This window comes from Halomonas shantousis (assembly GCF_054654615.1).
In genome coordinates this window covers 2,491,437-2,517,545 of the sequence record NZ_BAAIER010000002.1, presented here as the reverse complement: position 1 = coordinate 2,517,545, position 26,109 = coordinate 2,491,437, and the positions used below count along the sequence as shown (strand labels likewise).

The following is a 26,109-nucleotide window of genomic DNA, read 5'->3' as shown; positions in this document are numbered from 1 at the left end:
CGGCGGGCGGCTGGTATTCTTGCGCGCTTGGGAGTTGGCCAGACAGTCGCCGCCGCAGTTATGCGGGGGAGGAAAGTCCGGGCTCCATAGGGCAGGGTGCCAGGTAACGCCTGGGCGGCGCGAGCCGACGGAAAGTGCAGCAGAGAGTAGACCGCCTAAGCAGCGCAAGCTGCCGGCAAGGGTGAAAGGGTGCGGTAAGAGCGCACCGCACGGCTGGTAACAGTCCGTGGCACGGTAAACCCCACCTGGAGCAAGACCAAATAGGAACCCATCGGTGTGGCCCGCACTGGGTTCGGGTAGGTTGCTTGAGGGCCGTGGTGACGCGGCTCCTAGAGGAATGACTGTCCACGACAGAACCCGGCTTATCGGCCGACTCCCATTCCATTTCCTTTCTTTGTCCGAGTGATTCATGTCGCATCGCACCAACGCTTCGAGTGCCCCCGCTTATCGTCATGCCAGCGTGCTGCTCGATGGCGCGGTCGAGGCGCTGGTTCAGGATCCACACGGACAGTATCTCGACGGTACTTTCGGTCGGGGCGGTCATTCCCGGGCGATCCTCGAGCGGCTGTCGCCCGAAGGGCGTCTGCTGGCCATCGATCGGGATCCCATGGCGCTGGCGGAAGCGGGGGCCATCACCGATCCGCGCTTCTCCATCAGTCACGGTACCTTCGCCGAACTGGGCGAGCTGGCCCGTGAGCGGGGCGTGCACGGGCGGCTGGCGGGCGTGCTGCTGGATATCGGCGTCTCGTCGCCGCAACTCGACGATCCCGAGCGGGGGTTCAGCTTTCTGCGTGATGGCCCGCTGGACATGCGCATGGACCCTGGCCAGGGGGAGAGCGCTGCCGAATGGCTGGCGCGTGCCGATGCGCACGAGATGGCGGATGTCTTCAAGACCTATGGCGAGGAGCGTTATGCCAAGCGTATCGCCCGTGCCATCATCGAACGACGTCAGCAGGCGCCGATCCTGCGTACCGTCGACTTTGCCGAACTGGTCAAGGCCGCCCACCCCGCCTGGGAAAAGGGCAAGCACCCTGCGACCCGCGTCTTTCAGGCGATTCGTATCCACCTCAATGGCGAACTCGAGCAGCTCGATGCTGCGCTTGCAGCAGCGCTCGAGGCGCTGGCGCCGGGTGGGCGGCTGGTGGTGATCAGCTTTCATTCGCTTGAGGATCGTCGCGTCAAGCGCTTCATTCGCGATCACGCGCGCGGAGACACTCATCTGCCACGTGGCATGCCGATTCGCGAGGATCAGCTCAACAAGCGCCTGGTGGCGGTGGGCAAGGCGCAGCGCCCCGGGGTTGCGGAAGTCGATGAAAACCCGCGGGCACGCAGTGCCGTGATGCGTGTCGCGCAGAAGCTTGCCTGAGGAGTGTCATGGCTGCTCAAACAGGACGCTATTCATCACGCATGGGCAACTGGCCCTTCGCCGCGCGGCTGGGCTGGCGGCATATCGGTTTATGCGTGCTGATCGTGGCGTCACTGGCCAGTGCCGTGGCGATCACCACTTGTGCCCACCTGACGCGAGTCCAGTATGCCCGCTTCCAGGGGCTCGAGCATGAGCAGGACCAGCTCCAGACCGAGTGGGGAAGGCTGCTGCTGGAGGAGAGTACCTGGTCGGCGCCGGCGCGCATCGAGCGCCTGGCGGCAGAGCGCCTCGAAATGCACGTGCCGGACGTCATGGACGTCGAGGTGATCCGTCCATGACCTCCGAGGCACGCCGCCGCGCGACGCCCAGGTCGGCAGCACCCGATGCGCCATTGGGGCGCGGCCGTTACGTCTTCATGCTGATCGTGATCCTGGCTGCCTTGGGCGTGCTCGTGGGGCGCATCGTCGATCTGCATGTCATCGACCGCACCTTCCTCCAGGGGCAGGGCGATGCGCGTACGCTGCGTGTCGAGACCATCGGTGCCCACCGGGGCATGATCACCGACCGCAACGGCGATCCCCTGGCCATCTCCACGCCGGTCGTGACGCTGTGGGCCAATCCTCAGGAGCTGCCCGACGATCCCATCCAGCGCATGGTGCTGGCGCGCGCCCTGAAGATCGACCCCGACGAACTCAACGCTCGCATCGCGCGCTACGCCAGCCACGAGTTCATGTTCCTGCGTCGCCAGTTGACGCCCGCGGCCGCCCAGCCGGTGCTCGAGCTGCAAATGCCCGGTGTCTATTCCCAGAACGAATACAAGCGCTATTACCCTTCCGGCGAGGTGACGGCCCAACTGGTCGGAGTGACCAATGTGGACGATCGCGGGCAGGAGGGGCTCGAGCTGGCCTACAATGGCGAACTCGCTGGTCAGCCGGGCAAGCGGCGCGTGCTCAAGGATCGCAAGGGGCGCCTGGTCCGCGATCTTCATCTGATCAAGGAGGCTCGGCCGGGCAAGGATCTCACGCTGGCCATCGACCTGCGCCTGCAGTACATGGCGTATCGCGAGCTCAAGGCCGCCGTGGCCGAGCACGACGCCGACGGCGGTAGCCTGGTGATGATGGATGCGCGCACCGGCGAGGTACTGGCGATGGCCAACCTGCCGTCCTACAACCCCAACAACCGCAATGGGCTGGATATCCGCGGCCTGCGTAACCAGGCGATCACCGATGGCATCGAGCCCGGCTCGGTCATGAAGCCCCTGGCGATGTCCGCGGCGCTGGCCACCGACAAGTTCTCGCCCGATACCGTCATCGACACGTCTCCGGGCTACATGCGGGTCGACGGCTTCACCATTCGCGACTTCCGCAACTACGGCAAGCTGGACATGGGCGGTATCCTGCTGCACTCCTCCAACATCGGTATGTCGCGTGTGGCGCTGCAACTGCCCGAGGACACGATCTGGAATCAATACCATGCTCTGGGGCTGGGGCAGGCCCCGGGAACCGGTTTTCCCGGCGAGGCCACCGGCAGCCTGCCCACGCCCTATAACTGGTCGAAGAGCAAGCGCACCTCGATGTCCTATGGCTATGGCCTGGCGGTCACTCCGCTGCAGCTGGCCAGTGCCTACACGGCCATCGCCAACGATGGGCGGCGCCTGATGCCTTCCCTGTTCAAGCTCTCTTCAACGCCGACCGGCGAGCAGGTCATGTCACCCGAGATCGCCCATGATCTGCTGCGCATGATGGAAAAGATCGTGCAGCCCAATGCCGGAGGCTCGCGGGCCGCGGTGCCGGGGTATCGCATCGCGGGCAAGACCGGCACGGTACGCAAGGTGACGAGCGAAGGCTACCAGACCACGGCGTATCGTTCGCTGTTCGCCGGCATCGCCCCTGCCTCGGATCCGCGCATCGTGACCGTGGTGATGGTCGATAATCCCAAAGGGCAGGAATATTACGGCGGTCTGGTCGCAGCGCCGGTCTTCGGACGTGTCGTCGGCAAGGCGCTACGTCTGCTCGACGTACCGCCGGATTCAAGGGAGGTTCGCCATGAAGAGTGATGCACGAAGCCTCAGGGCCGCAATCGAAACCCTGTGGCCTAACGCCGCCACTCCGGAGTGGTTGCACGAGGATAGGGCGCTGTATCTGAGACTCGATAGCCGGCAGGTGACGACGGGTGACGTCTTCATCGCCGTGCCTGGCGTGCAGCGCGATGGGCGCGAGTACATCGATGCCGCCCTCGCCTCGGGAGCGGCGGGCGTGCTCTGCGAAGGCGAGTTCGACGCTCCCACCGAGGATGGCGAGCGTGTCATGACATTGCCGGGGCTTCGTGACTCGCTGGGAGCGTTGGGACAGCACCTGTTTGCCGTGCCGCAGTCGCTCGAGCTGATCGGCGTGACCGGCACCAATGGCAAGAGCTCCGTGACGCACTACATCGCTGCGCTCTCCGAGCGGCTGGGGACCGCGGCAGGCGTGGTGGGCACTCTGGGCCATGGTCGTGTCGGACGGCTGGCCGCGGGCAAGCAGACCACGCCGGGTGCGCTCGAGTTGCAGGCCATGCTCGGTGACATGGCCACGCAAGGCGTGAGGCGCGTGGCGATGGAAGTCTCTTCGCACGCCCTCGACCAGCAGCGCGTGGAAGGGTGTCGCTTTCGAGCGGCACTCTTCACCAATCTGAGTCGCGATCACCTCGATTATCATACCAGCATGGCAGCCTATGCCGCGGCGAAGGCACGTCTCTTTCAGCGCGAGGAGCTGGCACTGGCAGTGGTCAATGGTGACGATCCGCTGGCCCGTCTGATGCTTGCGGGACTCAAGCCCGGCGTGCGCGTGCTGGCGAGCGGACAGGCGGAGGCGACGACGCTGCGCGTCATCGACTGGCGGCCTCACGCCGCGGGGCAGCAGGCGCTGATCGCCACCCCCGAGGGGGAGCGTGAGCTGACGCTGGCGCTGCTCGGTCGTTTCAATCTCGACAATGTACTGTTGGCCATGGCCGTGCTCTACGGGCTGGGCGAGTCGCTGGAGGCTCTGTTCGACGCCGCGCCGCATCTGGCGCCGGTGCCGGGGCGTATGCAGCGGCTGAGCCGACCCGATTCGCCCACGGTAGTGATCGATTACGCCCATACGCCGGATGCCTTGCGCAACGCCTTGGAAGCGCTGCGCGAGCATCTGCCGCGCCAGGACGGCGGGCGTTTGTGGTGCATGTTCGGCTGCGGCGGAGAGCGTGATACCGGCAAGCGTCCGCTGATGGCTCAGGCGGCCCAGACATTGGCGGATCAACTGGTCATCACCGACGACAATCCACGCAGCGAAACGCCTGCGAAGATTCGTGAGCAGATACTTGCCGGCCTGGACGAAGGCGAGCGTGCCGCAGCCTGGAATGTGGAAGGCCGTGAGGCTGCGCTGCAGCGTGCCATTCACGCGGCAGGGCCCGACGATATTGTCCTCGTCGCCGGCAAGGGGCACGAGGACTACCAGGAAATCGCCGGAGAGCGCCATCCGTTTTCCGATGAAAACGTGGTTAGACGGGCGTTCGCCGCCCGGGAGAACGGAGCATGACTTCCATTTTGGGCAACCTGACGACGCTGGCGGAGGTTCTTGGCATCCCGGCTCCCGCCGATACCGACGTGGCGCGGATCGTGACCGATACCCGCCGTGTCGGCCCGGGAGACGTATTCGTTGCCTTGGTCGGCGCGCGCTACGACGCACACGATTTTCTCGCCCAGGCGCGGGAGGCCGGTGCGGTCGCTGCGGTGGTGTCGCGCCCGGTCGAGGATAGTCTGCCTCAGCTCGTGGTGCCCGATACCCGGCTGGCCTTGGGATTGTTGGCCCGGGCACAGCGCCTGGGCTGGGGCGGAGAGCTGATTGCCGTGACCGGCAACAGCGGCAAGACCACGGTCAAGGAGATGCTCGCCTCGATCCTGCGCCAGGCCGCGCCGGTGTTGGCGACGCATGGCAACCTCAACAACGATATCGGCGCTCCCTTGACACTGCTGGGTCTGCGCGAGGAGCATCGCCGGGCCGTGATCGAGCTGGGGGCCAATCACCTGGGCGAGATCGCCTGGACGGTCATGCTGGCGCGTCCGCATGTGGCGGTGATTACCAACGTCACCGGCGCCCATGTCGGCGAGTTTGGCGGCATGGGGCAGATCGCCCAGGCCAAGGCGGAAATTCTCGCGGGGCTGAACGATGACGGCATCGCCGTGCTCAATCGCGACGATCCTTTCTATCCGGTATGGCGCGCCCTGGCCGGACGACGAGAAGTGTTCGATTTCGGGCTTGATGAGGCGGCTAGGGTGCATGGTGGCCATCTGGCATGCGAGGCGGAGGGGCGTTATGCTTTCTCGCTCATCGTGGATGGCAAGGATCTCGGCCGGGTGCGTCTGGCCGTGCTGGGGCGTCATAATGTGCTCAATGCACTGGCGGCGGCGGCCGCCGCGTTGGCGCTGGGCATTCCGGCGGCGGAGGTGATCGGCGGGCTCGAGGCGTGCCGGCCCTTGCAGGGACGTCTCTCGCGGCTCAAGGGGCTGCGCGAGAGTTGCATACTGGATGATACTTATAACGCCAACCCCGGCGCCGTGCGGGCAGCTCTGTGCTTGCTTGCGGACATGCCGGGGCCGCGCTGGTGCTTTCTCGGTGCCATGGGCGAACTGGGTGCGGATGTCGAGCGGCTGCATGCCGAAGTCGGACGTGCCGCGCGGGAACTGGGGATCGACTTTCTCGGCACCTTCGGTGCGCCGGCACGAGCGGCGGCCGAAGCCTTCGGCGAAGGCGGGTGTCATTTCGATGACTGGGCGGCGCTGACGCGCTATGCCCGTGACTCTCTGCCCCCGGGCGCCAGCGTGCTGGTCAAGGGGTCGCGCAGTGCCGGCATGGAACGTCTGGTGGCCGAGCTGCGTGCAGAGACTTCAAGGTGAACGCGATACATGCTGCTTTTCTTGGCTGAACTCCTGGCGCAGTACCAGAGCGCCTTCAATGTCTTCAATTATCTGACCCTGCGCATCATCCTCGGCACGCTGACGGCTCTCTTGCTGTGCCTGTGGTTCGGTCCGCTGATGATTCGCCGCCTGGTCGAGCGCCAGATCGGCCAGGCCGTGCGCGACGATGGGCCCCAGTCGCATCTCTCCAAGGCCGGCACACCGACCATGGGGGGCGCCATGATTCTCATGGCGATCGGCATCAGCACCCTGCTTTGGGGCGATCTTTCCAACCACTATGTGTGGGTGGTGCTGGCGGTGACCATGGGATTCGGCGCCATCGGGTGGGTCGATGATTATCGTAAGGTCGTCGAGAAGAATCCGCGCGGACTGCCGGCACGCTGGAAGTATTTCTGGCAGTCGGTGTTTGGCGTGGGGGCGGCTGTCGTCCTCTACCTTACGGCGGCCAGCCCGGTCGAGACCAGCCTGATCGTGCCGCTGTTCAAGGAGGTCGTCGTGCAGTTGGGGCTGTTCTATGTCGTGTTGGCCTATCTGGTCATCGTCGGCAGCTCCAACGCCGTCAACCTGACCGACGGTCTCGACGGGCTGGCGATCATGCCCACCGTCATGGTGGCCCTGGGGCTGGCGGTATTCGCCTATGCCAGCGGCAACGTGGTGTTTGCCGACTACCTGCACATTCCCATGGTGCCGGGAGCCGGCGAGCTGGCGGTCTTCTGCGGCACCATCGCCGGTGCCGGGCTGGGGTTCCTGTGGTTCAACACCTACCCCGCGCAGGTGTTCATGGGCGATGTCGGTGCGCTGGCACTGGGCGCGGCACTGGGGGTGGTGGCGGTCATCGTGCGCCAGGAGATCGTCCTGTTCATCATGGGGGGCGTGTTCGTCATGGAAACCGTGTCGGTGATCCTTCAGGTGGGCTCGTACAAGCTGACCGGACGACGCATTTTTCGCATGGCGCCGCTGCATCACCACTTCGAACTCAAGGGCTGGCCGGAGCCGCGGGTGATTGTGCGATTCTGGATCATCACGGTCGTACTGGTCCTGATGGGGCTAGCCACGCTGAAAATCCGCTGATCATCAGGGCCGATCAGGTTCGGCATGCGGAACAGCTAGACGTGAGGGGCTAGACGTGAGGGAGAGTGACATGGTGGTGCCGTCCGGACATACGCTGGTCGTCGGGTTGGGCGTCTCGGGGCGGGCCATTGCCCGGCATCTGACGCGCCGGGGCGTGCCGTTTATGATGGCCGACACTCGCGCTCAGCCGCCGGGCCTCGAGGCGTTCTGCGCCGAGAATCCCAAGGTTGAGGTCCACTGCGGGCCCCTCACCGCAATCGACCTGCGTCAGGCCCGTGAGGTCGTGCTGAGTCCAGGAGTCGATCCGCGCACGCCTGGCCTGGAGGGGCTGCCCATCGGTCAGGGAAGTGCGGGGAAGCCCGGCATCGTCGGCGAAATCGCGCTGTTCCGGCGTGAGTGCCAGGCCCCGGTCGCCGCAATCACCGGCGCCAATGCCAAGTCCACCGTCACCACGCTGCTGGGAGAGATGGCCCGCGAAGCGGGGCTGCGTGTGGCGGTGGGCGGCAATCTGGGCACGCCGGCGTTGGACCTGCTGACCGAGCACGCCGATGCCGAGCTGTTCGTGCTGGAACTCTCCTCCTTCCAGCTCGAGACCACGCCCTGGCTGGGTGCCGAGACGGCCGCGTTTCTCAACCTGTCGGAGGATCACCTGGATCGCCATGGCGACATGGCCGGTTATCGGCGTGCCAAGCAGCGCATCTTCAACGGGGCCCGACACGCCGTGGTCAACGCCGAGGATCGAATGACCTGGCCCGATCAGACGGGGCTGGACGTGGACTATTTCACGACTCGGCCGCCCCGGGCCGGCGAGTGGGGCATCCGCGAGCACTCCGACCGCAAGCCGTGGCTAATGCATGGGGAGCACGCACTGATGCCGGCAGTCGCGGTCCGCCTGCCTGGGCGGCACAACCAGGCCAATGCACTGGCGGCGCTGGCCATGGGAACCCGTCTGGGATTGCCGCTGGCGGCGATGCGTGCCGTGCTCGAGCGTTTCCCGGGACTTGCACATCGCGGTGAACTGGTCACCGAACGCGATGGGGTGCGCTGGATCAACGATTCCAAGGGGACCAATGTCGGCGCCACGCTGGCCGCGATTGCCGGACTGGGGCCGACACTGGAAGGCCGGTTGATCCTGCTTGCCGGCGGTCTGGGCAAGGGGGCGGATTTCGCTCCGCTGGCTCCTGAGCTTGCACGCTATGCGCGGGAGGCCGTGCTGTTCGGCACCGATGCCCCGCGTATCGCCGAAGCGCTTGCCGATAACGTCGCCGTGACCCGGGTGGCGGATCTGGCTTCCGCCATGGTGCGTGCGCGGCAGATCGCCCGGCCCGGGGACTGCGTGCTGCTGTCGCCGGCCTGTGCCAGCCTCGATCAGTTTCCCCATTACATGGCGCGTGGCGAGGCGTTTCGTCGTTGGCTCGAGAATCCGGAAAACGCGCAGGGAGTATCGGCATGTTGAGCACCTGGAGCGAGCGGCTTTCCACTCGGCATCAGCCCACCGACGGCTGGCTGTTACTGTCCGCCCTGACGCTGATTCTGACCGGCTGGGTGATGGTGACGTCCGCATCCACCGAAATCGCCACGGGGCTGACCGGCAATCCCTTCTATTTCAGTATCCGTCACGGCATCTTCGTGATGCTCGCCTTGTGTGCCGCGCTGGTCATGCTCCGTGTGCCGCTGGACTGGTGGCGCGACAAGGGACCTGCGCTGCTGCTGCTGGGGATTGGTCTGCTGGTCGCCGTGCTGGTGGTGGGGCGTGAGGTGAACGGCAGCAAGCGCTGGATCTCGCTGGGTTTTGCCAACCTGCAGGCTTCCGAGGTCGCCAAGCTGTGTCTGATCGTCTATGTGGCCGGGTATCTCGAGCGCTATCTGCCCGAAGTCCGGCGGACCTGGGGGGCGTTTCTGCGTCCTTTGCTGATCATGGCCGTGTTCGGCGTGCTGCTGATCCTGGAGCCCGACTATGGCGCCGTGGTGGTCATGACCGGCTGCATGATGGGCATGCTGCTATTGTCGGGCGCGCCGCTCTGGCGCTTCGGACTGCTGCTGGTCGTCGTCGTGACCGGCGCCGTCTTCCTGGCGATTTCCGAACCCTACCGCATGCAGCGAATCACCAGCTTCGCCGACCCCTGGGCGGACCAGTTTGCCAGCGGCTACCAGCTCACCCAGGCGCTGATCGCCTTCGGGCGCGGGCACTGGCTAGGTCTGGGGCTGGGCAACAGCGTGCAGAAACTGTTCTATCTGCCTGAGGCCCACACCGATTTCGTCTTTGCCGTGCTGGCCGAGGAGCTGGGTCTGGTCGGAGCCGTCGGCGTTGTCGTGCTGTTCGCGATTCTGGTGTTTCGAGGCTTTCGAATCGGACGCAAGGCCGAACTCGCCGGTTTGCCGTTTGCCGCGTACCTCAGCTACGGTATTGCGCTGGTATTCGGGGCGCAGTCCTTCATCAACATCGCCGTCAGTACCGGGATGCTGCCGACCAAGGGGCTGACTCTGCCGTTGCTGAGCTATGGCGGCTCCAGCCTGGTGGTCAGCGGCGTCATGGTCGCGCTGCTGCTGCGGGTGGATGCGGAAACCCGCCAATTGATGCACCGTCGAGCTTCGGCCAAGGCCAAGCGTTCCCAGGGAGAGCAAGAGTGAGCGAGTTGAGTCAGCACCGAGCCTTGATCATGGCCGGTGGTACCGGTGGCCATGTGATTCCTGCACTGTCGCTGGCACGGGGTCTGACGGCGCGGGGAGTGGAGGTGCAGTGGCTGGGCAGTCCGCGAGGTATCGAGAACCGCCTGGTACCGGCGGCGGATATTCCCTTGCATCGCATCGATATTGCCGGCCTGCGCGGCAACGGCGTTGCCGGCTGGCTCAAGGCCCCGTTTCGTCTGGGACGTGCCGTCCTGCAGGCGCGCCGGATCATTGCCGATTTCGACCCGCAGCTGGTGATCGGCCTGGGGGGCTTTGCCAGCGGTCCCGGGGGGCTGGCGGCCTGGTTGATGCGGCGCCCTCTGATCATACATGAGCAGAATGCCGTGGCCGGCATGACCAACCAGTGGCTGGCGCGTCTGGCGCGGCGTGCCTATGCCGCGTTTCCCGGTGCCTTCGATGCGCGGGATGCAGTGGTCGTCGGCAATCCCGTGCGTCGCGAGATCGCGGCTCTGGGTGAGGTGCCGCGTCCTGCCGACGAAATGCGGGCACGCCCGCTACGGCTACTGATCATGGGCGGCTCGCTGGGGGCGCAGTCGCTCAACGAGGTCTTGCCCGAAGCGTTGGCGCGCCTGCCTGAAACCGAGCGTCCCAGGGTTCGTCACCAGGCGGGGCGCGACAAGGACCACCCGACCCGGGAAGCCTACCGTCGAGCTGGCGTGGAAGGCGAAGTCACGGCGTTCATCGACGACATGGCCGAAGCCTATGCCTGGGCGGATCTGGTGGTCTGCCGGGCGGGAGCGCTGACCATCGCCGAACTGGCCGCCGCTGCCAAGCCCGCTCTGCTGGTGCCGTTTCCGCATGCGGTGGACGATCATCAGACCGTCAATGCCGGGCAACTGGTGCAGGCCGGCGCGGCACGTCTGATGCCGCAGCAGGAGATGAGTCCCGTCACCCTTGCCGAGGCGCTCTCGACACTTCTCGAACCCGATACGCTCGCCAGCATGGCGGCCGCGGCCCGCGCCTGTGCGCGGCTCGATGCGGTCGACCAGATGGTGGCCGGATGCATGGAGATAGCTTTTGACCGATAGCAAAATGTCGCGCCCGGCGGCGTCGAAACTGGGCATGCGCCGCATTCGCCGCATCCATTTCGTGGGCGTCGGCGGTGCCGGCATGTGCGGTATTGCCGAAGTGTTGTGCAACCAGGGTTACGAGGTCAGTGGTAGCGACCTCAAGGAGTCGTCCGTCACCGCTCATCTGCGTGATTGCGGGATTCGCATCGCCATCGGTCATGCGGCGGAGAATGCCGGTGGCGCCGATGTGATCGTCGTGTCCACGGCAGTGGACCCGGCCAATCCCGAGATCGCTTGGGCCCGGGAGCATCGCGTTCCCGTCGTGCGTCGCGCCGAGATGCTCGCGGAGCTGATGCGCTTTCGCCACGGAATCGCGATCGCCGGTACGCACGGCAAGACCACGACTACCAGCCTGACTTCGACGCTGCTCGCTGAGGGCGGGCTCGATCCCACCTTCGTGATCGGCGGCAAGTTGACCAGCGCCGGGACCAATGCGCGACTGGGAGAGGGAGAATACCTGGTCGCCGAAGCCGACGAGTCCGATGCTTCCTTTCTGCACTTGCAGCCGATGATGGCGGTCGTTACCAATATCGATGCCGATCACATGGCCACCTATGGTGGCGATTTCGGACGCCTCAAGGAAACCTTCGTCGAGTTTCTGCACAACCTGCCGTTCTATGGCATGGCGATCCTGTGCATCGATGACGATAACGTGCGCTCGCTGCTGCCGCAGATACAGCGCCAGTTCGTCACCTACGGCTTCAGTCCCGATGCCGATTATCGCATCCGCGATTTCGTGCAGGCGAGTGGCGAGATTCGCTTCACTGCCCTGCGCCCCGAAGGTCATGCGGACCTCGAGGTGCGTCTGGGCATGCCCGGTGAGCACAATGCGCTGAACGCCCTGGCGGCGATCGCCGTGGCTACCGATGCCGGCCTGACGGATGAAGCCATCGTCCAGGGGCTGGCGGGATTCGCCGGCGTGGGCCGCCGCTTTCAGGTACATGGCCACTTCCCCGCTCCCGGTGGAGAAGGGGAGATCATGCTGGTCGACGACTATGGTCACCATCCGCGCGAGGTGGAAATGGTCATTCGTGCGGTGAGGGCCGGCTGGCCGCAACGGCGTCTGGTCATGATGTATCAGCCCCACCGCTATACGCGGACTCGCGACCTCTACGAGGATTTCGTCCGGGTGTTGTCGGGGGTCGATGCCTTGCTGCTGCTGGATGTCTATGCGGCGGGCGAAGCATCGATTCCGGGCGCCGAAGGACGGACGTTGGCCGGTTCGGTGCGCCAGCGCGGTCAGGTGGATCCGCTGTTTATCGAAAGCAAGGCGGAGCTGCCGGCACTGCTGCGCAATGTCCTGCGCCCCGGCGATATCCTGATCACGCAGGGAGCCGGGGATGTGGGGGGCATTGCTCAAAAATTGGCCGGTAGCGGGTTGAGGTTGGATGAGGTGGCGTTATGAGTGAAAAATCCGCAAGCCTTTCCGTGCAGCCGCACGAGGGCTCTTCAACACGCCCGCAGACGCACGGGGACTCCTCTCTGCGCCCACAGACGCGCAGGGACTATGGCCGTGTCGTGGTGCTTTTCGGTGGGGAGTCCGCTGAGCGCGAGGTGTCGCTGGTCAGCGGTAGCGCCGTGCTCAAGTCGTTGCAACGCAGTGGCGTGGACGCACGCGGTTTCGATTTCGCCGCAGGGGGGCTGACCGGACTGGAAGCGCTGGAACCGGATCGGGTCTTCATTGCCCTGCATGGTCGCGGTGGCGAAGACGGTACCCTGCAGGGTGCCCTCGAGTTGCTGCGCATTCCCTACACGGGAAGCGGTGTGCTGGCCTCGGCGCTGGGCATGGACAAGCAGCGTACCAAGCGCATGTGGCAGGCTTATGGGCTGCCCACGCCTGAAAGCCTGACGCTGACCGAGACAACCGAGTGGTCCGAGGTGGTGGAGACCCTGGGGCTGCCCATGGTAGTCAAGCCCGTGCATGAAGGCTCGACCCTGGGCATCAGCATCGTCGACAGTCAGCAGGCGCTGGAGAGCGCTTATCGCGAAGCGTCGCGCTTCGATGCGGCCGTCATGGCCGAGCGCTTCATCGCCGGACCGGAATATACCGTGTCGCTTCTTGGCAACAGTATCCTGCCGGCGATTCGTGTGGAGGTGCCCAGCGGCTTCTACGACTACGAAGCCAAGTATCACTCCGATGAGACACGTTATCTGCTGCCCTGCGGCCTGAACGATGCCGAAGAGGCGGCATTGGGGCAGCTGTGTCTCGAGGCCTTCGAGGCGGTAGGTGGCGAGGGCTGGGGACGGGTGGACGTGATGCGTGACGCTCAGGGCGCGTTCTGGTTGCTTGAGGTCAATACCGTACCGGGCATGACGGATCATAGCCTGGTCCCCCAGGCCGCCGCCCATGCCGGTATCGGCTTCGACGAGCTGGTGTTGCGAATTCTCGACACGACCTTCAGGGACTGAGCGGCCGATGACCGATTCCGGGCCGCGCAGCGCCCTGCTGGGGCTGATTCTGATCGCTGTTCTACTGGGGGCGGGAGGCCGCGCCCTGTGGTTGTGGCTGGACCGTCCCATCGAGCGTGTCTCGATCAGCGGAGAGCTGCACTACGTGAGTGCCACCTACCTGCAGCAGCACCTCGCTCCGCTGGTCAGCGGTGAAAGCTGGCTATCGGTGAATCTTTCCGATCTGCGCAACCGGGCCCGGGATATCGAGTGGCTCTCCGAGGTACGCGTCTCCCGCGAGTGGCCCAGTACACTGCGTTTCGAACTCTTCGAGCAGGTTCCGGTGGCGCGCTGGAACGATGAATCGTTGCTGAATCCGCGTGGCGAACCTTTCCTTGCCGGTCCGGTGAGCCATTTCGACAAGCCTATGGCCGATCTGGCCGGCCCAAGAGGTAGTGGAGCCGAAGTGCTGGCGTATCTGGATACGCTGCAGAATCGCCTGGACGATCTGGGATTGAAAGTGACACAGCTACGTCTGGAGGCGCGTGGCGCATGGCGCTTTCAAGTTAATGATGGTGTCTGGGTGATGCTCGGTCGTAATGACCGCAATGCCCGATTGGCTCGCTTTACCGTCGCCTGGCGGCGCCAGCTTGGACAACAGGCGTCGCAGATCCGCTACATTGATCTGCGCTACCCCAATGGGGTGGCTGTCGCCTGGCATGGAGAGACAGAGGCCTCCACATCCGTTCAATGATTGGTGTCGGCCTTTTCTGACGCCAGTGCCCGCCAATCGTGGCCCCAAGGTTTTCATTTCAACGAAAAACGCCATATTCTCGCTCATGTTTTCTTGTTAGGCTGGTGCAATTGGGCGTGTAGTTCATATAATCGCTTCAATATACGATTTGGCAAAAAACGCTTTCCTAACCCAGCAGTGATTGAGGAGTGACCCCGACCTATGGCAGGACAATCCAATGCTTCCAATATGGTGGTCGGGCTGGATATTGGGACATCGAAGGTCGTGGCGATCGTAGGCCAACCTACGGACGATGGTGGACTCGAGATTGCCGGCATCGGTTCTCACCCTTCTCGCGGGATGAAGAAAGGGGTGGTCATCAATATCGAATCGACCGTGCAGTCGATTCAACGCGCCATCGAAGAGGCCGAACTGATGGCGGGCTGCGATATTCATTCGGTTTATGTCGGCATCGCAGGCAGTCATATCAGTTCGATGAATTCCGATGGCGTAGTGGCGATCAAGGAGCGCGAAGTGGCGTCCTCCGATATCGAGCGCGTCATCGATTCGGCCCGGGCCCGGGCGATCTCCGAAGGTCAGCGTATCCTGCATGTCCTGCCTCAGGAATTCGCTATCGATACCCAGGAGGGGATCCGCGAGCCGCTCGGCATGTCGGGAGTTCGTCTCGAGGCGCGGGTGCACCTGGTCACGGCGGCACTCAATGCAGTACAGAATATCGAAAAATGCGTGCGTCGCTGCGGGCTTGAGGTTGACGATATCATTCTTGAGCAGCTTGCCTCGAGCCATGCGGTACTGACGGAAGACGAGCGCGAACTTGGCGTCTGCATGGTCGATATCGGTGGCGGGACTACCGATATCGCTGTCTTCACCGAGGGAGCCATTCGGCACACCGCGGTCATTCCGATTGCCGGCGACCAGGTGACCAATGATATCGCGATGGCGTTGCGTACACCGACGCAGTACGCGGAAGACATCAAGGTCAAGTACGCCTGCGCCCTGACGCAGCTGGCCAGTAGCGATGAAATGATCAAGGTACCCAGTGTGGGAGAGCGACCGGCCCGCGATCTGTCGCGTCAGGCGCTGGCGGAAGTCGTCGAGCCGCGTTACGAGGAACTCTTTACACTGGTGCGGGAGGAGCTGCGGCGCAGCGGTTACGAAGACCTGGTGGCAGCCGGTGTAGTGCTCACCGGGGGTACGTCGCGGATGGAGGGTGTCGTCGAACTGGCGGAAGAGATTTTTCATATGCCGGTGCGCATTGCCTGTCCCCACAATGTCCGGGGACTCGCCGATGTCGTACGTAATCCGATTTATTCCACTGGCGTAGGTTTGCTACTCTACGGAATGATGAATACCAAGCATGTGCGTGCGGTATCGACCCAGCCCCGTAGGGAGAGGGAAGAGAGCTACTCCCGGCGTGGTATCAAGGATGACATCTCGGCATTGGAACGGATCAGAGGCTGGTTCAAAGGAAATTTCTGATTAGGGGGCCGCATCGAGCGGTCACAGGAGACGGGGCTTATGTTCGAACTGGTAGATAACGCACCTTCCAGCAGCGCAGTTATTAAAGTCGTCGGCGTGGGCGGTGGCGGTGGCAATGCTGTCAATCACATGGTGGAAAGCAGCATTGAGGGCGTCGAGTTCATCTGCGCCAACACGGACGCGCAGGCGCTCAAGCGTGTCGCCGCCAAGACCGTTCTCCAACTCGGTAGTGAAATCACCAAGGGGCTGGGCGCCGGTGCCAATCCCGAGGTTGGCCGACAGGCGGCAATGGAAGACCGCGATCGGATCGCCGAGCTGTTGCAGGGCGCCGACATGGTATTCATCACTGCCGGCATGGGCGGCGGAACCGGGACCGGTGGCGCACCGGTAGTGGCCGAAGTGGCGAAGGAGCTTGGCATCCTCACCGTAGCCGTCGTGACACGTCCCTTCCCGTTCGAGGGACCCAAGCGTATGCGCGCCGCGGAAGAGGGCATGCGCGCTCTGTCAGAGCATGTCGACTCGCTGATCACGATCCCCAACGAGAAGCTGCTTTCCGTGCTGGGCAAGAACGCCAGCCTGCTGACGGCGTTCAGTGCCGCTAACGATGTTCTGCTGGGAGCGGTGCAGGGGATTGCCGAGCTGATCACCAGCCCGGGCATCATCAACGTCGACTTTGCCGACGTGCGCACGGTCATGTCCGAGATGGGCATGGCGATGATGGGCACTGGCGCGGCCACCGGGGAGAATCGTGCCCGCGAGGCGGCGGAGAAGGCGATTCGCAGCCCCCTGCTCGAAGACATCGATCTGCATGGTGCGCGCGGTATCCTGGTCAACATTACCGCCGGGCCCGATCTCTCCATCGGCGAGTTCAACGATGTGGGGGCGACGGTGCAGGAGTTCGCTTCTCAGGAGGCGACCATCGTGGTGGGAACCGCCATCGACATGGAAATGTCCGATGAGCTGCGTGTCACCGTGGTGGCGGCAGGGCTCGATGGTCGCAAGGACAAGGCGGCGCCCCGGGAAGCGCAGGTGGCACGCCCCGAATCCGATTATCGCAAGCTGCAGCAGCCGACCGTGATGCGTCAGCAGGCGGCCAAGGCTGAGCAGGAAGCTGCCAGCAAGGCCAAGCAGGATCGGCGCAAGTCCCAGGAACTCGATGATTATCTTGACATTCCGGCCTTTCTGCGTCGACAGGCGGATTAGGCGCAAAAATAGCCTTTAGGATAATTGCGCACAGGGATCGTGGGCCGAGCGATATTTTTTGTTGAAACACTCGTTCGGTGTTATAGTGAACAGCGTTTCATAATGAATTTACAGCCTGGCCTACGCCCATGATCAAACAAAGAACCCTACAGAACACTATTCGTGCTACCGGTGTCGGTCTTCACTCCGGCGAGAAGGTCTATCTGACCCTGCGGCCAGCACCCGTCAATACCGGTATCGTCTTTGTGCGCACCGACCTCGAACCCGAGGTACAGATCCCGGCCAATGCCGAGAGCGTGACGGACACGACGTTGTGTACGGCACTGTCGCGCGACGGCGTGAAGGTGGCGACGGTCGAGCACCTCATGTCCGCTTTTGCCGGGCTGGGTATCGACAACGTCTTCGTCGAGCTCAGTGCGGCGGAAGTGCCGATCATGGACGGTAGCGCCGGTCCCTTCGTTTTCCTGATCCAGTCTGCCGGCATCGCCGAGCAGGCCGCGCCCAAGAAGTTCATTCGGATCAAGCGCGAGATATCGGTAAAGGATAACGACAAGGAAGCCAGCTTCCTGCCGCATAACGGATTCAAGGTCAGCTTTGCCATCGATTTCGACCATCCCGTCTTCGAGCAGCAGAAGCAGACCGCCAGCGTGGACTTTTCCACGACGTCCTTCGTCAAGGAAGTCTCCCGGGCGCGTACGTTTGGCTTCATGCGTGACCTTGAGTTCCTGCGCTCCCACAATCTGGCGTTGGGTGGCAGTCTCGACAACGCTATCGTGGTCGATGACTACCGCATCGTGAATCAGGATGGTCTGCGCTACGAAGACGAATTCGTCAAACACAAGGTGCTGGACGCCATCGGTGACCTCTACCAGCTCGGTTACAGCCTGATCGGCGAGTTTCGTGGCTTCAAATCGGGCCACGGCCTCAACAACCAGCTCTGTCGCGCGCTCATCGAGCAGCCGGATGCCTGGGAAATCGTCACCTATGAGGATGAGACGCAGTTGGCGCCCATCTCCTACGCGGCACCCGCGATGCCCTGAATCAGGGCTTGCGCGGTTCGCTGCGCGATATCATGTAAGTCAGGCTTTTTGCGCCGACCGTCGAGGTCGGCGTTTTTTTGCTGTGCATGGGCTGTTTGGGGGCGGGATCGCTGCCGGTGGTTACTGCTGCGATGGTCACTGCTGCGAAGAAGAGACGCGGCCGTGTGCCGCCAGGCGCGACAACGCGCGCTTGAGGCGCGGATCGTCGACATCGGCGGCGCAGGCTTCGAGCTGGTCGGCGGCTTCCGAGGAGAGCTGGCGTGGCTGCCGGAGGGGCGCCTTGACTGGCCGTACGGGCCGAACCTTGAGTGTGATGCCCAGAACGGCCTCCAGCTCCGGAAGCTGACGCAGCAGAGCCAGGAGTCGCGTCTGCTCGTAGCGCAGCCACGTCAGCCACACGGCGCGATCGGTAATCAGTGTCAAGCGCCCGTCACGGTACCCACCGACGAAGACATGCTCGCGAACTTCCTCGGGAAGATGGGTTCGTAAGTGACTCTGAGCGCGATCGAGAAGATCTGCCACCCGCATCAGGCTGCCCAGTTCGCCGGGCTTGCCCAACAGGGTGGACATGGACTGGGCTCGGAAACGCTTAGCCTTTATACTCATGGGCTTGCACGCGCGAAGGAAGCGGAATGTCTGCGCAATCTATCATGAGCGGATCAGCATGACGAGCGGCAACGGAGACGTGTACAGCACGGGGCGGCGTTATCGTCATCGCACCCACTGGTGGCTGGCCAGCCTGTTGGTGGGCTATCTGCTGCCTGCCGGGCTGGTACAAGCCGAGGCGCTGCGCGTCGCGGAGCGTCTGACATGTATCTGTCTGTTGGCCCCGGAAGCGATTCGCGCCGAGTCCCGTCGCGTCGCCGACCGGCGCTTCTGGCGGCCCTTCACTGCGCGCGTCCCCCGCTTCGAAACGCAGCTCTCAAACGGGCTTCCCCCCTGGCACGCTCCCAGTGCCGATCATGATGTCCTGTCCCGGCGTGGGCCTCCCGGCGGTGAACAACACCGCGTGGCATAACCCAATCTCTGAGGTGTATGGACGATTCCAGTACCCGACGCCTCGCATTCAGCGTTTCAGGACATGACATGTTAAACACGATAGTACGCAAACTGGTCGGCTCCAAGAACGACCGCGAAGTCAAGCGCATGGGCAAGGCCGTCAATGACATCAACAAGCTCGAACCGCAGTTCGAAGCCTTGGATGACGCGGCTCTGCAGGCCAAGACGGCTGAATTTCGCGAGCGTCTCGCAGGCGGCGAGGATATCGACAAACTGCTGCCGGAGGCTTTCGCCACGGTGCGCGAGGCGAGCAAGCGGGTCATGGGCATGCGTCACTTCGACGTGCAGATGATCGGCGGCATGAGCCTGCACAAGGGCCGCATCGCCGAGATGAAGACCGGCGAAGGCAAGACGCTGGTCGCGACCCTGGCCGTCTACCTCAATTCGCTGCCCGGCAAGGGTGTGCACGTGGTCACGGTCAACGACTATCTCGCCCGGCGTGATGCCGACTGGATGCGCCCGCTCTATGAATTTCTGGGGCTGACGGTCGGGGTCATCTATTCGGGGCAGACGCCGCCGGAGAAGCGTGACGCCTACCGGTGCGACATTACCTACGGCACCAACAACGAGTACGGCTTCGACTATCTGCGCGACAACATGGCCTTCTCGCTCGAGGAGAAGGTCCAGCGCGCGCTGCATTACGCCATCGTCGACGAGGTCGACTCCATCCTCATCGACGAGGCGCGTACCCCGCTGATCATCTCCGGTCCCGTGGAGGAGAACGTCAGTCTGTACAAGGTGGTGAACCGCCTGTCGGGCGAACTCACGCGCTGTGCCGACGAGGAGGACCCCACCAGCGGCGACTTCACTCTCGACGAGAAGCAGAAGCAGGTCGAGCTGACCGAAGAGGGGCATCTCAAGGTCGAGGAGCTGATGCGCCGTGAGGGACTGCTCAAGGAGGAGGATTCGCTGTATGCGGCGCAGAACCTCGGGCTGCTGCAGCATGTCCACTCCGCCCTGCGTGCTCGTCACCTCTATCATCGTGATGTGGACTATATCGTCAATAACGGCGAAGTGGTCATCGTCGACGAGCACACCGGACGCTCCATGCCCGGACGTCGCTGGTCCGAGGGGCTGCACCAGGCGGTGGAAGCCAAGGAGGGCGTGGCCATTCAGAAAGAGAGCCAGACGCTCGCCTCCACCACCTTTCAGAACTATTTCCGTCTCTACGAGAAACTCGCCGGCATGACCGGCACCGCGGATACCGAGGCCTTCGAATTCCGTCAGATCTATGGTCTGGACGTGGTGGTGATCCCCACCAATCGGCCGCTTGCGCGCAAGGATCTCAATGATCTCGTCTACCTCTCCGCCGTGGAGAAGTTCGAAGCGATCATCGAGGACGTCAAGGTCCAGCGCGATGCCGGACGCCCCATCCTGGTGGGCACCGCCTCGATCGAGACCTCGGAATACCTGGCGCGGCTGATGCGTGAGCACAAGATCCCGCACAACGTACTCAACGCCAAACAGCACCAGAGCGAGGCCGAAATCATCGCGCAGGCGGGGCGGCCCGGTGCGGTAACCATTGCCACCAACATGGCCGGGCGCGGTACCGACATCATGCTGGGCGGCAACTGGGAAGCGGAGGTGGCCAAGCTCGACAACCCCAGCGAGGCACAGGTCGAGGCCATCAAGGCCGAGTGGCAGAAGAACCACGATGCGGTACTCGAGGCCGGCGGTCTGCACGTGGTCGGTTCCGAGCGCCATGAGTCACGGCGTATCGACAATCAGCTGCGCGGCCGCGCCGGACGTCAGGGCGACCCCGGTTCCACGCGCTTCTTCCTGTCGCTCGAAGACAACCTGATGCGGCTGTTCGGCTCCGAGCGCGTCCAGCGACTGATGCAGGCGCTGGGCCTGGAGCGCGGCGAGGCCATCGAGCACAAGATGGTGTCCAACGCCGTCGAGCGTGCCCAGAAGAAGGTCGAAGGCCGTAACTTCGACATCCGCAAGCAATTGCTGGAATACGACGATGTGGCCAACGACCAGCGTCGTGTGATTTATGAACAGCGCGACGATATTCTGGCCGCCGATGATGTCTCCGACAATGTCGCCGGTATCCGCGAAGAGATGCTCGATCAGGCCATCAGCGACTTCGTGCCGCCGCAGAGCCTGCCGGAACAGTGGGACCTGCCGGGACTCGAGCAGTATCTCAAGCAGGAGTTCAACCTCGAGGTGCCGTTGACGCAGTGGGCCGAAGAGGACGAACATTTCCACGAGGAAACCCTGCGCAATCGACTGCAGGAACAGCATCGCGATCTCTATGCCGCCAAGTTCGAGGCGGTCGGTCCCGAATTGATGCGCCGTTTCGAAAAGCAGGTCATGCTGCAGGTACTCGATACGCGCTGGAAGGAACATCTCCAGGCCATGGATCATCTGCGCCGCGGCATTCACCTGCGCGGCTACGCCCAGAAGAATCCCAAGCAGGAGTACAAGCGCGAGGCTTTCGAGCTTTTCCAGGCGCTGCTCGGCAATATTAAGCACGATGTGATACGTATTCTCAGCCACGTTCAGGTACGCCGCCAGGAGGAGGTCGACGACCTCGAGCGACAGCGTCGCGAGGCCTTGGCGCGGGAACAGGCGAGCAGCCAGTCGGTGCATGAGGACACGCTGCCCACGGCTGAGGAAGACGGAGCCGAGGAAGGCAACCGCGACGTCGCTGCCGCTCAGCCCGTCCGTCGCGAAGGGCCCAAGGTCGGGCGCAACGATCCTTGCCCCTGCGGCTCCGGGAAGAAGTACAAGCAGTGTCACGGAAAGCTGAGCTAAACGTTGCGTAAGGAGTTTGAAGCCGCCCTGGGAAGCGTGTCGGCTATCAAGAACGCTTTACAAGGCGGCTTCGCTCCGTGTTGTCCTGGCCTGCTTTATCCGGCCGTGCTTTATCCGGCCGTGCTTTATCCGGCCCTGCTTTGGCCTGACGAGATGAATCGACCTTACCGATGCTGACGCATCAAATGCGGCGCGGTGCGCCCAAGGAGAATGGAATATGGCGGTGGGAGAGGCGTTTTTCCCGGAGATGCCAATCATCGATGGCGTGCGTCTGGGAACCGCGATGGCGGGCATCAAGAAGCCCGGGCGGCGTGACGTTGTCGTCATTGAGATCCCCGAGGGTGCGCGCGCCGCGGCAACCTTCACTCGCAACGCTTTCTGCGCCGCACCGGTGCACGTGGCACGGCGCCATCTGAGCCAGGGGGCGCCGCGCTACCTGCTGATCAATACCGGCAATGCCAATGCGGGCACCGGGGAGCAGGGCATGCGTGATGCCGAGGCCTGCTGCGAAGCGCTGGGCGCGCTGGGCGATGTTGCCGCCGAGACGGTGCTACCCTATTCCACGGGAGTGATCGGTGAGCCGCTGCCGGTCGAGCGTATCCGGGCGGCGCTGCCCGGGGCGCTGGACAGTCTCGATGCACGGGGCTGGCGTGAGGCGGCCGAGGGTATCCTGACCACCGACACGCGCGCCAAGGGCGCCAGCGTAACCTGCGAGATCGCCGGCGAGACCGTGACCATCAATGGCATCAGCAAGGGCTCGGGCATGATCAAGCCCAACATGGCAACGATGCTGGGCTTTGTCGCGACCGATGCGGATGTCGAACAGTCAAGGCTCGACGCCATGCTGCGCGAGGCGGTGGATATCTCCTTCAACTGTATCACCGTGGATTCCGATACCTCGACCAACGATGCCTGTACCCTGATCGCGACCGGACGGGGCGCAAGGATCCGCAGTAGCGAGGACGAGGCGCGTTTTCTCGCGGCGCTGTCACAGGTGCTGGTAGAATTGGCCCAGGCCATCATTCGTGACGGCGAGGGCGCTACCAAGTTCGTCACATTGCAGGTAGAAGAAGCTGCAAGCCGTGATGAAGCGCTGGATGTCGCCTTCACCGTGGCACATTCGCCATTGGTCAAGACGGCGCTTTACGCCTCCGATGCCAACTGGGGGCGTATTCTTGCCGCGGTGGGGCGTGCGCCGGTCGAGGCGCTCGACGTCTCGCGGATCGTGATCGATCTGGGCGACGTGCGCCTGGTCGAGCAGGGCGGCCGTGCCGCCAGCTACACGGAAGAGGCCGGCAGCGCCGTCATGGCCCGTGACGAAATCACGATCCGCATCCGTCTGGGACGGGGCGACGCGCAGGCAACGGTCTGGACGTCCGATCTCTCCCATGACTATGTTTCGATCAATGCCGATTACCGCAGCTGAGGCCCGGCCCCGCTCGCGTCTGTCGATTCGGCCCTTTCCAGATTAGATAGCAAGGTGAAAAAGCAGCATGGTGAAGAGAAGGGTACACGTCGCGGCAGCCGCCATCGTCCGCAGCGATGGCCAGGTTCTGATCGCACGCCGTCCCTCGACCGTCGACCAGGGCGGGCTGTGGGAGTTTCCGGGGGGCAAGCTGGCCCCCTACGAGACGGGCTTCGAAGCCTTGAAACGCGAGCTGCATGAGGAGCTGGGTATCCAGATTCAACGGGCCCAGCCGCTGATCCGCGTGCACCACGAATATCCCGACAAGCACATTCTGCTGGATGTCTGGCAGGTCCACGAATTCGCCGGTGAGCCGTTCGGGCGTGAAGGGCAAGCGGTACGCTGGGTCAAGGTCGAGGATCTCGCCAACTATGCCTTCCCCGCCGCCAACCTGCCCATCCTGCGTGCCGTGGCACTGCCTCAGGAGTACCTGATCAGCGGTGACGCGGAGGACGATACGGCATTTTTCTCGCGTCTGGAGCGTGCCCTGACCGAGGATGGCGTGCAATTGGTGCAACTGCGTGCCAAGTCGCTCGACGAGACGGCCTATGTGGCCCTCGCCGAGCGGGCGCTGGCGCTCTGTCGCGAGCATGACGCCAAGCTGATGCTCAATGGGGAGCCGGAACTGCTGGAGCGGATCGATGCCGATGGTATTCACCTCACCAGCGAACGTCTGATGCAGCTCGAGCGTCGCCCCATCGAGACGCGCAAGTGGCTGTCCGCCTCGACGCACGATCGTGCTCAACTCGATCAGGCTGCCCTGATAGGCTGCGATTTCGTCACCCTGTCACCGCTGCGGGTAACGCCGACCCATCCCGGTGCCGCGCCCCTGGGGTGGCATGATTTCCAGCAACTGGTGGAGATGGCCGGCATGCCGGTGTTCGCCCTGGGCGGAATGACACGTCACGACGCCAACCATGCCCGCGCTGTCGGCGCACAGGGAATCGCCTCGATTCGCGATTTCTGGAAGTAGCACCCGTTCCTCGGGCAGGATCGAACCCGCGTCATTGTGAAGTGACCCCCAATAGTTGGACGGTTCATTCAGTCGGCGCTCAAGGCCTGAGTCCTGTATTGCACGGGGCTCAGGCCTTTTAGTTTCATCTTGATTCGCTCGTGGTTGTAATAATGGATGTACCGGTCGAGGCCCTGCTGCAACTGCTCGACAGTGTCGAACCGGCTCAGATGGAAGTACTCGGCTTTCAGGGTGCCAAAGAAACTCTCCATCGCGGCATTGTCCAGGCAGTTGCCCTTGCGTGACATGCTTTGCGTCAGCGCCTGCCCTGCCACCAGGGCACGATAGGCGGGATGCTGGTAATGCCACCCCTGATCGGAGTGCAGCAGTGGCCGGTCCGAGTTCTTCAAGCGGCCAAACGCCTGATGCAGCATGCGCTTCACCAGTGAGAGGTCGGGACGCCTACCGGTCTGATAGGCCACGATTTCGCCGTTGTAGAGATCCATGATGGGGGAGAGATACAGCTTCTGCCCGTCGATGTTGAACTCCGTGATATCAGTGACCCACTTCTGGTTGGGACCGGGGGCCTGAAACTGGCGGTCGAGTACATTGGGAGCTACACGCCCTACCGATCCTCGGTAAGCGCGATACCGCTTTGGCCGAACCAGAGATTTCAAGCCCAGTTGCTGCATCAAGCGCTGGACAGTCTTATGATTGATCGTCTCGCCTGCCTGGCGGAGGACAGCAGTGATACGACGATAGCCATAGCGCCCTTGGTGACGTTCATAGGTTGCCTGGATACGCGCCTTCAGGGAGGCGTACCGATCGACAGCGTCCTGCCCCTTGATCCGGAAGTAAAACGTACTGCGCGGCAGCTCTGCCGCACGTAGCAGCAGAACCAGCGGATGCTCATTCCTTAACCCTTGGACGGCTTGGGCTTTTTGCCCCGCATCGCCGCCCGCTTCTCGCGGGTCAAGGCATCGAGCTTTTTTAGGTAGGCGTTCTCCGCCCGCAGGTACGCCAGTTCCTCGAGCAACTCCTCGTGGGAGCGTTCGCGATCAGGCGGGGGTGGCGATGAAGAAGGCTTCTTGGCCATCGGGCGTCGTCCCTTTCGCTTCGGCGCCAGCGCGCTCAATCCTCCACTATGATACTGCTGTTCCCATCTGCCAATAGCACCACACTCACGGATATCGAACAGGACAGCAGCCTGGCGCCGTGACAAGCCATCCCGCCACATCCTCTCAAGTACCGCCAGCTTGAATGCCGCACTGCGGTGACGGTACTTCCTGCGCAGGCCCAGCGCGCCATGCTGCCGGTAGTTGTCCCGCCATTGCCGTAGGCTCGACTCGTCCAGGCCATGCTGGCGAGCCAACTCCCTTAGGCTGGTGTCCTCACGTAAACACTGCTGCACCACCCGCAGCTTGAACCTTTCGTCGTACTGCTTCTTCATAAAAACACCCCGAAGGTTGGCTTGGCTGTCCAACTTTCGGGGTGCAGTTCAGGGGGACTCGCGGTTTTTTATTGACTGGAAGCGGTCCTTACCGAGGACTCTTCATGGCGGGCTTCTTTTGGCCTCTTCTCGAACGCGACGGATTTTCATTGTGGCAGAAATGGCGAGGCGCCGAATTTATCAGGAAGTTCTGCACCGATCCGAGCGAATTTCTCATTCAAGGATGCCTGTCCGAGCCTTAAGTTTTTCCTGTTTCTTGCGGAGATTTTAATGAATGCAAGCGCATGATGGCGCGGTATTTCTACTCTCGGAGTAAGCAGCTGGCTAAGGAATAGCGCTAAACAGGCAAGGTGGAGAGGCAGGAAGCTTGGCGATGGTGGCAGGAGGTGGTGGAAAAGGTGAAACTGCCGACTCCATCAATTGACGGA

At 63.2% G+C, this 26,109-nt stretch carries 21 protein-coding genes and 1 other RNA gene; 20 read left to right on the top strand and 2 right to left on the bottom strand.

Annotated elements, in window-relative coordinates:
• Positions 1-30: 30 nt before the first annotated feature.
• The 16 genes from rnpB to lpxC all read left to right on the top strand — a co-directional run bounded on the left by rnpB (position 31) and on the right by lpxC (position 17,995).
• Positions 31-381, top strand: an RNA gene (gene rnpB / locus ACYQ12_RS12100) — RNase P RNA component class A.
• Between the two features lie 28 nt (positions 382-409).
• Complete coding sequence (gene rsmH / locus ACYQ12_RS12095; RefSeq protein WP_459871986.1) at positions 410-1,366, top strand: 16S rRNA (cytosine(1402)-N(4))-methyltransferase RsmH; 957 nt, start codon at positions 410-412, stop codon at positions 1,364-1,366.
• A gap of 8 nt (positions 1,367-1,374) precedes the next feature.
• Positions 1,375-1,704 carry a cell division protein FtsL gene (gene ftsL / locus ACYQ12_RS12090; protein ID WP_459871984.1) on the top strand — a complete coding sequence of 110 codons (330 nt, stop codon included), beginning with the start codon at positions 1,375-1,377 and terminating at the stop codon, positions 1,702-1,704.
• Positions 1,701-3,422 (top strand): peptidoglycan D,D-transpeptidase FtsI family protein, encoded by a 1,722-nt coding sequence (locus ACYQ12_RS12085; protein ID WP_459871981.1) that lies wholly within the window; start codon positions 1,701-1,703, stop codon positions 3,420-3,422. The genes ftsL and ACYQ12_RS12085 overlap by 4 nt, the downstream gene beginning before the upstream one ends.
• Entirely contained in the window at positions 3,412-4,920 is a 1,509-nt protein-coding gene (locus ACYQ12_RS12080; protein ID WP_459871978.1) for a UDP-N-acetylmuramoyl-L-alanyl-D-glutamate--2,6-diaminopimelate ligase, read from the top strand. The genes ACYQ12_RS12085 and ACYQ12_RS12080 overlap by 11 nt, the downstream gene beginning before the upstream one ends.
• Positions 4,917-6,278 carry a UDP-N-acetylmuramoyl-tripeptide--D-alanyl-D-alanine ligase gene (locus ACYQ12_RS12075; protein WP_459871975.1) on the top strand — a complete coding sequence of 454 codons (1,362 nt, stop codon included), beginning with the start codon at positions 4,917-4,919 and terminating at the stop codon, positions 6,276-6,278. Before ACYQ12_RS12080 ends, ACYQ12_RS12075 begins: the two co-directional genes overlap by 4 nt.
• 9 nt (positions 6,279-6,287) lie before the next feature.
• Positions 6,288-7,370: a phospho-N-acetylmuramoyl-pentapeptide-transferase gene (gene mraY / locus ACYQ12_RS12070; RefSeq protein ID WP_459871972.1), complete on the top strand. Its 1,083-nt coding sequence runs from the start codon at positions 6,288-6,290 to the stop codon at positions 7,368-7,370.
• A 70-nt stretch (positions 7,371-7,440) separates the two neighbouring features.
• Positions 7,441-8,826: a UDP-N-acetylmuramoyl-L-alanine--D-glutamate ligase gene (gene murD / locus ACYQ12_RS12065; RefSeq protein ID WP_459871969.1), complete on the top strand. Its 1,386-nt coding sequence runs from the start codon at positions 7,441-7,443 to the stop codon at positions 8,824-8,826.
• The gene (gene ftsW / locus ACYQ12_RS12060) at positions 8,820-10,001 is read left to right on the top strand and encodes a putative lipid II flippase FtsW (protein WP_459871967.1); all 1,182 of its coding nucleotides are present in this window, start codon (positions 8,820-8,822) and stop codon (positions 9,999-10,001) included. Before murD ends, ftsW begins: the two co-directional genes overlap by 7 nt.
• A 29-nt stretch (positions 10,002-10,030) precedes the next feature.
• On the top strand, positions 10,031-11,089 hold the full coding sequence (gene murG / locus ACYQ12_RS12055) for an undecaprenyldiphospho-muramoylpentapeptide beta-N-acetylglucosaminyltransferase (protein ID WP_459874513.1): 1,059 nt from the start codon (positions 10,031-10,033) through the stop codon (positions 11,087-11,089).
• Between the two features lie 4 nt (positions 11,090-11,093).
• Positions 11,094-12,536 (top strand): UDP-N-acetylmuramate--L-alanine ligase, encoded by a 1,443-nt coding sequence (gene murC, locus ACYQ12_RS12050; protein ID WP_459874512.1) that lies wholly within the window; start codon positions 11,094-11,096, stop codon positions 12,534-12,536.
• Entirely contained in the window at positions 12,533-13,540 is a 1,008-nt protein-coding gene (locus tag ACYQ12_RS12045; protein WP_459871964.1) for a D-alanine--D-alanine ligase, read from the top strand. Before murC ends, ACYQ12_RS12045 begins: the two co-directional genes overlap by 4 nt.
• Positions 13,541-13,547: 7 nt before the next feature.
• Positions 13,548-14,273, top strand: a complete 726-nt coding sequence (locus ACYQ12_RS12040) for a cell division protein FtsQ/DivIB (RefSeq protein WP_459871961.1) — start codon at positions 13,548-13,550, stop codon at positions 14,271-14,273.
• A 201-nt stretch (positions 14,274-14,474) separates the two neighbouring features.
• Positions 14,475-15,752: a cell division protein FtsA gene (gene ftsA, locus ACYQ12_RS12035; protein ID WP_459871958.1), complete on the top strand. Its 1,278-nt coding sequence runs from the start codon at positions 14,475-14,477 to the stop codon at positions 15,750-15,752.
• Positions 15,753-15,791: 39 nt separating this feature from the next.
• Positions 15,792-16,955 (top strand): cell division protein FtsZ, encoded by a 1,164-nt coding sequence (gene ftsZ / locus ACYQ12_RS12030; RefSeq protein WP_459871955.1) that lies wholly within the window; start codon positions 15,792-15,794, stop codon positions 16,953-16,955.
• Between the two features lie 128 nt (positions 16,956-17,083).
• A complete protein-coding gene (lpxC, locus tag ACYQ12_RS12025) occupies positions 17,084-17,995 on the top strand; it encodes a UDP-3-O-acyl-N-acetylglucosamine deacetylase (RefSeq protein ID WP_459871953.1) in 912 nt (303 codons plus the stop codon).
• A gap of 135 nt (positions 17,996-18,130) precedes the next feature.
• On the opposite strand, the gene ACYQ12_RS12020 is transcribed toward lpxC, so the two are convergent.
• Positions 18,131-18,601, bottom strand: a complete 471-nt coding sequence (locus ACYQ12_RS12020; protein WP_459871951.1) for a DUF721 domain-containing protein — start codon at positions 18,599-18,601, stop codon at positions 18,131-18,133.
• A 58-nt stretch (positions 18,602-18,659) separates the two neighbouring features.
• Between ACYQ12_RS12020 and ACYQ12_RS12015 the strand changes: the two genes are divergently transcribed.
• The 4 genes from ACYQ12_RS12015 to ACYQ12_RS12000 all read left to right on the top strand — a co-directional run bounded on the left by ACYQ12_RS12015 (position 18,660) and on the right by ACYQ12_RS12000 (position 24,252).
• The gene (locus ACYQ12_RS12015) at positions 18,660-19,013 is read left to right on the top strand and encodes a hypothetical protein (RefSeq protein ID WP_459871949.1); all 354 of its coding nucleotides are present in this window, start codon (positions 18,660-18,662) and stop codon (positions 19,011-19,013) included.
• 68 nt (positions 19,014-19,081) lie between these two features.
• Positions 19,082-21,814: a preprotein translocase subunit SecA gene (gene secA, locus ACYQ12_RS12010; protein ID WP_459871947.1), complete on the top strand. Its 2,733-nt coding sequence runs from the start codon at positions 19,082-19,084 to the stop codon at positions 21,812-21,814.
• Positions 21,815-22,031: 217 nt separating this feature from the next.
• Complete coding sequence (argJ, locus tag ACYQ12_RS12005; RefSeq protein WP_459871944.1) at positions 22,032-23,240, top strand: bifunctional glutamate N-acetyltransferase/amino-acid acetyltransferase ArgJ; 1,209 nt, start codon at positions 22,032-22,034, stop codon at positions 23,238-23,240.
• A 67-nt stretch (positions 23,241-23,307) separates the two neighbouring features.
• Positions 23,308-24,252, top strand: a complete 945-nt coding sequence (locus tag ACYQ12_RS12000) for a Nudix family hydrolase (RefSeq protein WP_459871941.1) — start codon at positions 23,308-23,310, stop codon at positions 24,250-24,252.
• Positions 24,253-24,320: 68 nt separating this feature from the next.
• Here the strand turns inward: ACYQ12_RS12000 and ACYQ12_RS11995 are convergent.
• Positions 24,321-25,681, bottom strand: a protein-coding gene (locus ACYQ12_RS11995; RefSeq protein WP_459871939.1) for an IS3 family transposase whose coding sequence is annotated in 2 segments (ribosomal slippage) — positions 24,321-25,225 and positions 25,225-25,681 — 1,362 coding nt in all. Because the reading frame shifts where the segments join, the coding sequence is not laid out codon by codon here.
• Positions 25,682-26,109 lie beyond the last annotated feature (428 nt).